This is a genomic window from Kluyvera cryocrescens NBRC 102467 (assembly GCF_001571285.1).
Taxonomy (GTDB): Bacteria; Pseudomonadota; Gammaproteobacteria; order Enterobacterales; family Enterobacteriaceae; genus Kluyvera; species Kluyvera cryocrescens.
On the sequence record NZ_BCTM01000028.1, the window covers coordinates 44,371 to 52,273 of the forward strand.

Annotated in this window: 5 protein-coding genes and 1 pseudogene; 5 read left to right on the plus strand and 1 reads right to left on the minus strand. The window is 52.7% G+C overall.

The features are described 5' to 3' along the window. Window positions 1-64: 64 nt before the first annotated feature. Window positions 65-1,271, plus strand: a pseudogene (gene xylR / locus KCR01S_RS18435) (D-xylose utilization transcriptional activator XylR). Between the two features lie 73 nt (window positions 1,272-1,344). Here the strand turns inward: xylR and KCR01S_RS18440 are convergent. Then, on the minus strand, window positions 1,345-2,166 hold the full coding sequence (locus KCR01S_RS18440; protein ID WP_061284533.1) for a protein bax: 822 nt from the start codon (window positions 2,164-2,166) through the stop codon (window positions 1,345-1,347). Between the two features lie 307 nt (window positions 2,167-2,473). Here KCR01S_RS18440 and KCR01S_RS18445 point away from each other — a divergent pair, with 307 nt between their 5' ends. The 4 genes from KCR01S_RS18445 to KCR01S_RS18460 form a co-directional block, all read left to right on the plus strand. Continuing rightward, window positions 2,474-4,510, plus strand: a complete 2,037-nt coding sequence (locus KCR01S_RS18445) for an alpha-amylase (RefSeq protein WP_061284534.1) — start codon at window positions 2,474-2,476, stop codon at window positions 4,508-4,510. A 172-nt stretch (window positions 4,511-4,682) separates the two neighbouring features. Further along, complete coding sequence (avtA, locus tag KCR01S_RS18450; RefSeq protein ID WP_061284535.1) at window positions 4,683-5,936, plus strand: valine--pyruvate transaminase; 1,254 nt, start codon at window positions 4,683-4,685, stop codon at window positions 5,934-5,936. Window positions 5,937-6,296: 360 nt separating this feature from the next. Then, window positions 6,297-7,400: a collagen-like triple helix repeat-containing protein gene (locus tag KCR01S_RS18455; protein WP_072277182.1), complete on the plus strand. Its 1,104-nt coding sequence runs from the start codon at window positions 6,297-6,299 to the stop codon at window positions 7,398-7,400. A 104-nt stretch (window positions 7,401-7,504) separates the two neighbouring features. After that, window positions 7,505-7,903: POTRA domain-containing protein (locus KCR01S_RS18460; protein WP_280513244.1), on the plus strand; the 399-nt coding region annotated here is incomplete at its 3' end.

Below are 7,903 nucleotides of genomic sequence, written 5' to 3' on the forward strand. Positions count from 1 at the left end.
TGGCCGTGGTGTTGCCGTCTCAACAGTGGCAACACCCCTCATGATTCACGAGGAACCCTGAACCATGTTTGGAAAACGTCACCGCGTGACGCTGTTATTCAATGCCAATAAAGCCTTCGACAGACAGGTCGTTGAGGGTGTCGGCGAATACTTACAGGCGTCGCAGTCAGAGTGGGATATCTTCATTGAAGAAGACTTCCGCGCGCGAATTGAAAACATTAAGGAATGGCTCGGCGATGGTGTTATCGCCGACTACGACGACCCGACCATCGAGGCGCTGCTGACCGACGTTAACGTTCCTATCGTCGGCGTTGGTGGTTCCTATCGTCGGCGTTGGTGGTTCTTATCATCGTCAGGAGCAGTATCCGCCGGTTCACTACATTGCGACCGATAACTATGCGCTGGTTGAAAGCGCATTTTTGCATTTAAAGGAAAAAGGGGTTCATCGCTTCGCATTCTACGGCCTGCCCACCGCCAGCGGGAAACGCTGGGCCGAAGAGCGCGAATATGCGTTCAGCCAGATCGTTGCCAAAGAAAAGTATCGCGGCGTGATTTATCAAGGCCAGCAAACCGCGCCGGAGAACTGGCAACATGCCCAGAACCGGCTGGCCGATTGGCTGCAAACGCTACCGCCACAAACCGGAATTATCGCGGTCACCGACTCGCGTGCACGCCATATTTTGCAGGCATGTGAACATTTGCATATCCCGGTGCCGGAAAAACTCTGCGTTATCGGCATCGACAATGAAGAACTGACCCGCTATCTCTCCCGCGTGGCGCTCTCATCAGTGGCGCAAGGCGCCCGGCAGATGGGTTACCAGGCCGCAAAGCTGATGCAGCGTCTGCTTGATAATGAAACGCTACCGCTGCAACGGGTGCTGGTGCCGCCCATGCGAGTGATGGAGCGGCGCTCTACGGACTACCGCTCATTAAACGATCCGGCGGTGATTCAGGCGATGCACTACATCCGCAATAATGCCTGTAAGGGCATCAAAGTCGAGCAGGTACTGGATTCTGTCGGGATCTCCCGCTCTAACCTCGAAAAGCGCTTTAAGGAAGAAGTCGGCGAGACCATCCATGCGGTGATCCACAGCGAGAAGCTGGAAAAGGCGCGCAGCCTGCTGGTGTCAACCTCACTTTCAATCAACGAGATATCACAGATGTGCGGCTATCCATCGTTGCAGTATTTCTATTCGGTGTTTAAGAAAGAGTACGATACCACGCCAAAAGAGTACCGCGAGCAGCATAGCGAGGCACTGATTCAGGCTTGATGAATACAGGTGAGTCTGGCGGATAAAAAAAAACCTTCCAGAGATGGAAGGTTTTTTTATGAGTCAGAATCGATTACATATGTGCTGCAATCAGACGCTGGTTGTCCTGGTACATGGCGAACAGGTAATCGTTGTAGCTAGAACCTTTGGTCGAATACCCTTTCAGCTTATGAATCATCGCCGTGGCGGTGACTTCCTGATCCGTCTTACGCAGCTGTGCGCGCGACTTACGGAACGAAGCATAGGCCGGATGCGTGTTCAGGTTTCTTGCGTACGCCTGCACGGACTCTTTCACAGAGTCAAACTTGGTGTAGCCGTTCACTGAACCCGCACCATTTTTACAACCTTTACCGCATTTCATGCCGAACAGATTGTTGTTAGTACGCGCCAGCTTCGAGGTACCCCAACCGCTTTCTGCAGCGGCCATGGTCGCTACCATGCTGCCCGGGATAATATCCACGCGTTCAAGCAGGGAGTTCCACGGCACCTTGCGGGTGTTACCGTTCCAGCTCACTTTGTAGCGAGCGGCAATGTCTTTGAGACGCGCGCGCTCAGACGGCGACCAACGGCCTTCGTACTGCTTGGAAACCAGCCAGTTACGATCCGCCGTGATGGCAGCATTTTGACTCGTGATATAAGGCATTACCGTCCGGAGAAACGCTCTTTTCCTTGGTGTCCCGGAAGGGTATTTTCGCAAATCAGGAAGTGAACTGCTCTTTACACTATTGCGAGAATACTCTTGCTTACTGCTGGCCTTACTAAAACTTGTCTTTGTTACCGAGGCTTTTTGATGCTTTGTTACCGTGTGTGTTTTTGCGAACACCCCACCTGAAAATGTGCAGATGAGTAACATTAGTATCGCGGCCCCATATCGTCGAATGGGTGTCGATATCATTAGATCTCCTGGTCGGATGCAATCATTCCAACGCCTTCTTATTTCATAAAATTGAGAGCTGAATCTCAAATTATATCAAAAATAGCCCATAAAAGCACGTACAAGAAATAGTCCGATTCTGAAACGGCCTCACGGACGCGATTCAGCATATGACAATTCATACAGGCAAAATGCCGAACAGCTCTCATTTTAGTTCAATTTTTGACCGCCATCACTCAGCCCTTTCCCTCCTCCTGACGTGGGGATGAGCACAGCGAAGCTGACGGCTGGCACACTGAAGAAAAACCTTCAGGCACAGGATATTGGAATGAAAATCGCCGCTATCTTACCGTTACTGTTTCCCGCCTTCGTCAGCGCTGCAAGCTGGACGATGGAAGACTTCCCTGCCTTTTCTGCCGATGGGACGGGAAAATTCAGCAGCCAAAAAACGCTCACCAAGGGTACTCGCCCTCTCAGATTGAATTTTGACCGCACGTGCTGGCAGCCCTCCTCCGCGATTCGGCTTAATCAAGTGCTCTCCCTGGAGCCGTGCCAGGGAGAGGCCCCCCAGTGGCGGCTATTCCGCGATGGTGACTACGCGCTGCAGGTCGATACGCGATCCGGCACGCCAACGCTGACGATAGCGGTCAAAAGCGCCGCCGATAGTAGCGCTGAGCAGGTGAATGTCCGCCAGTGTCCTCGCTGGGACGGAAAACCACTGACCCTGGATGTGGGGAAGACATTTGCGGAAGGCAGCACCGTCCGCGATTTCTACAGTGGTCAGACAGCGGTGGTTAAACAGGGAAAGATCGCACTACAGCCCGCCAATGGCAGTAATGGTCTGCTGTTACTCGAGAGCACAGAGACTCACGACCATGCGCCGTTTAGCTGGCATAACGCCACGGTTTACTTCGTACTCACTGACCGTTTCGTCAACGGCGATCCCAGCAACGACAACAGCTATGGCCGGCATAAAGACGGCATGCAGGAAATTGGCACCTTCCACGGCGGCGATCTGCAGGGCCTGACCAGTAAGCTGGATTATCTCCAACAGCTCGGCGTCAACGCGCTGTGGATAAGCTCTCCGCTTGAGCAAATCCACGGCTGGGTCGGAGGCGGCACCAACGGTGATTTCCCTCATTATGCTTACCACGGTTACTACACACAGGACTGGAGCAAACTCGATGCCAATATGGGCAGCGAAGACGACCTGCGGGCGCTGGTTGATGGCGCCCATCAGCGCGGCATTCGAATTCTGTTTGATGTCGTGATGAACCATACCGGCTATGCCACTCTCGCCGACATGCAGCAATATCAATTTGGCGCGCTGTACCTGCAAGGCGATGAGATAACCAAAACGCTCGGTCAGCACTGGACCGACTGGAAACCCGGTCCGGGGCAGACCTGGCACAGTTTTAACGACTACATCAATTTCAGCGACAAATCCGCATGGGAAAAATGGTGGGGCAAAGCGTGGATCCGCACCGACATTGGCGATTACGACAACCCCGGCTTTGACGACCTGACCATGTCGCTGGCATTCCTGCCCGATCTGAAAACGGAGTCCACCACCCCGAGCGGGCTGCCGAATTTCTATCACCATAAACCGGATACTCACGCTAAAGCTGTCGACGGCTATACGCCGCGCGACTACCTCACCCACTGGCTCAGCCAATGGGTCCGCGATTACGGCATTGACGGTTTTCGCGTTGATACCGCCAAACATGTCGAAATGGCGGGATGGCAGCAGTTGAAAACGCAATCCATCGGCGCGCTGGCCGAATGGAAAAAAGCCAACCCACAAAAAGCGCTGGATGACGCCCCGTTTTGGATGACGGGCGAAGCCTGGGGTCACGGAGTCATGGAGAGCGAGTATTACCGTCACGGCTTTGACGCCATGATCAACTTTGATTATCAGGATCAAGCAGCAAAAGCCGCCAGTTGCCTGGCCAACATCGATCTCACCTGGCAGCAAATGGCCGATAAATTGCAGAGTTTTAACGTGCTGAGCTATTTATCATCCCACGATACTCGCTTGTTCCGCGAAAAAGGCGACAACGCCGCCGAACTGCTGCTGCTGGCACCTGGCGCAGTACAGATTTTCTATGGCGATGAATCCAACCGTCCGTTTGGCCCCACCGGCTCGGATCCGTTGCAGGGCACCCGTTCACAGATGAACTGGCAGGATATCGCGGGCCAGTCCGCTGCCACCGTTGCACACTGGCAGAAACTGGGGCAATTCCGCGCACGTCACTCTGCGGTAGGTTCAGGGAAACAAACGACGCTCGCCCTGCCCCAAGGCTACGGTTTTGTCCGTGAAAATGCGCAGGACAAAGTGATGGTGGTTTGGGCAGGTCACCGCTAATTTATCCTTCATGCAACCTGCGCCTAAGGCGCAGGTTTATCAGAATAAAAAACTACTCAATGGCAAATATTTCGCGCTATTCGCTAATGCAGCGTTATGTCGGTCATTTGCACCACATCGTGAGTGGCGTTATCGTTACCCACCTCACAGAACAAGTAACAGAAACTCAGCCATGACATTTTCCCTTTTCGGCGACAAATTCACCCGCCATACAGGCATTGCACGCCTGATGGAAGACCTCAACGACGGTTTACGCACCCCAGGCGCCATCATGCTCGGCGGCGGTAACCCGGCGCAGATTCCAGAGATGAATACATACTTTACGAATCTACTGGCGGAGATGCTGGAAAGCGGCAAACTCTCTGATGCGCTTTGTAATTATGACGGTCCGCAGGGGAAGAACGATCTGCTGATCGCGCTGGCCGATATGCTGCGTAATGAATTAGGCTGGGAGATTGGCCCACAGAATATTGCACTGACTAATGGCAGTCAGAGCGCATTTTTCTACTTGTTTAATCTATTCGCAGGACGCCGGGCAGACGGCACCACCCGCAAGGTGCTGTTCCCGCTGACGCCAGAGTATATCGGCTATGCTGATTCTGGCCTTGAAGACGACCTGTTTGTCTCCACCCGTCCCCATATTGAGCTCCTGCCTGAAGGGCAGTTTAAATATCATGTCGATTTCGACAACCTGCCCATTGGTGAGGATACCGGGATGATTTGCGTCTCCCGCCCAACGAACCCAACGGGTAATGTCATAACTGATGATGAAGTGAGACAGTTGGATGCGTTAGCCACTCAACACGGCGTCCCGCTGGTTATCGATAACGCCTATGGGGTTCCTTTCCCGGGAATTATCTTCAGCGAAGCCACCCCACTGTGGAATCAGAACACCGTATTGTGTATGAGCCTGTCTAAGCTCGGTCTGCCGGGCAGTCGCTGCGGGATCATTATTGCCAGTGAGAAAATCATTAAGGCCATCAGCAATATGAACGGTATTATCAGCTTGGCTCCTGGTGGCATCGGGCCTGCCATGATGTGTGAGATGATCAAGCGTCAGGATCTGCTGCGCCTGTCTGAAACGGTCATCAAACCGTTCTATTATCAGCGCGTACAGGAAACCATCGCGACCATTCGCCGCTACCTGCCAGAAGAACGCTGCCTCATCCATAAGCCTGAGGGTGCTATTTTCCTGTGGCTGTGGTTCAAGGATTTGCCAATTACCACGGAAGAGCTGTACCAACGTTTGAAAAAACGTGGAGTTTTGATGGTTCCTGGCGACTTCTTCTTCCCGGGCCTGGATGAGCCCTGGGAACATACCCATCAATGTATGCGCATGAACTATGTTCCTGAGCCAGAGAAAATAGAAGCCGGGGTAAAAATTCTGGCTGAAGAAATTGAAATAGCCTGGCGCGAAAAAAATTAATATACAATATATCGGCCTCCAATTCCGGAGGCTGATATTTTCCGTGATCGCTGCCAACATTTAAAAAATATAAGTCATAAAATTTACCCCACTCAACCTCTCGGATTACTCCCAATTTAATACTTCATTTAATTCCTGCTAAACATCCCACCCTAATATTTATCACTGCTTACTTTGTTAAAAATGAAGTAACAGCATGTTTCGTAACAGCATATTATTTTACATAGCAGACTTTGTTTCTTCTTAAGTTAAATCAGATTTTTCAGACTTTCGTATGAAAAAAAACACCCCGTGCAAGGCTTATTTTTCTACATACACTGACTAATACGCACTCGGCGTTTTAACTGGTGGAGAAGGATCATGACTTCTAATAACGTTAGCCACTTAAGCATTATTGCAGTGGCAGTACTGATTGCATTCTCACTCTCTGCCTGTAGCGGTAGCGGCGGAGGTTCTCATTCAACAGCGAAAAATGGCACAACGCAGGGTGGAGGTTCCGGCGGCGGTGATGGCGGTGGAGACGGCGGTGGCGGCACTGGCGGTGGTGATGGCGGCGGTACCGGCGGTGGCAGCACGGCTAACAATGCGGGAAATAACATTCTCGGCGATGCCGGTGAAGCCGTATCGGGTGTCGGCGATACGCTCGGCGGCCTGGGTAGCCAACTGGCTACGACCACCGGAAATAATCCGGTCACCTCAACCATTTCAACCACGGTGAGCGGTGTAGGTAACGCCGTCGACACGCTGGGAACCGGCGTGACAAACGGTGTCGGCAACTCATCGAATGCTAACGGTGTTGGTACCACGCTTCAGGGAACCACCAATACCGTCACCGTGCTGGGTAATACCGTCTCTGGCGTGGGCAGCAATCTCTCAACCAGTACCTCAGGGACGCCGGTCGCCGGAGTTACCGGGGTGGTCGGTAACGTCGTGAATAGCGCCGGCCAGATTGTCAGCAGCACCGGCACCGGCTTGACCAGTACCCTGCAAAGTCCAGGGGCAACGGCGGCAACCACAGGCGTCACCTCGGTAGTCAATAATACGCTGGGCGGCGTCCAGGGCGTCACGCAAGGCGTTGGCACGGCCACAGGTCTTGGCACCCCGGTTAACGGTCTGCTCACTCAGGTCGGCACAACGGTAAGCGGCGTAGGCAACCAGGTCGGCACCACATCCCCGACGCTGGGCGGCGTGGGCCAGGTGGTCTCCAGCGTAGGGAATATTGTCACCGATGCCGGTGGTCTGGTGAAACCAACTGGAACCCAAACCGGCAGCGGTGGACTGCTGGCAAATAACTCTCTGGGCTCAACGCTGAACAGCACCGTCGGTTCACTGACCGGCAGCCTGAACGTCAGCACGTCAACCAGCGCCAGTGCCAGCGGTAGCGCAACGGGTAGCAGCACGACAACCTCCAGTCCTCTGGGTGGCGTAACAGGTTTGCTCGGCGGGTTAACCGGTAAAAAATAAGCTATATATTTATTAATGCTTTCCGTGCCCCCGCAATGGGGGCACGTTTTTCAGCAGAATAACAATAATCATCCTTGCACAATAAAAATCACAAGGAATGCGTCATGAAAACTGCCCTGGTTTATGCGCTATCGGGGGTCGTTCTGCTTAATATAGCCAGAGCCGACACATTACCCGCGTTAATTGACCCTAATAACCCAGCCAAAGCGGAACATAACAGCAGTCCGCAGGCTCCTCCTGCCGCCGCACCAAGTTTAACCGTCAGCGTTCCCCAAAATAAATTAACGCCTGAGACATTAATTAAAGTCGATCATATTCAATTTATTGGCGGTACCGTTTATCCATTAAAAGAGTTATTAGGCCCCTTCGCTCCCTACGCCCATAAAAAAGTGCCATTAAAAACAATCATTGGGATCGTTAACGATATTACTTTGCGCTATCGTGCCGATGGCTATCCACTGTCTTATGCCTGGTTACCGGATAACAATTTTCAGGATGGAACC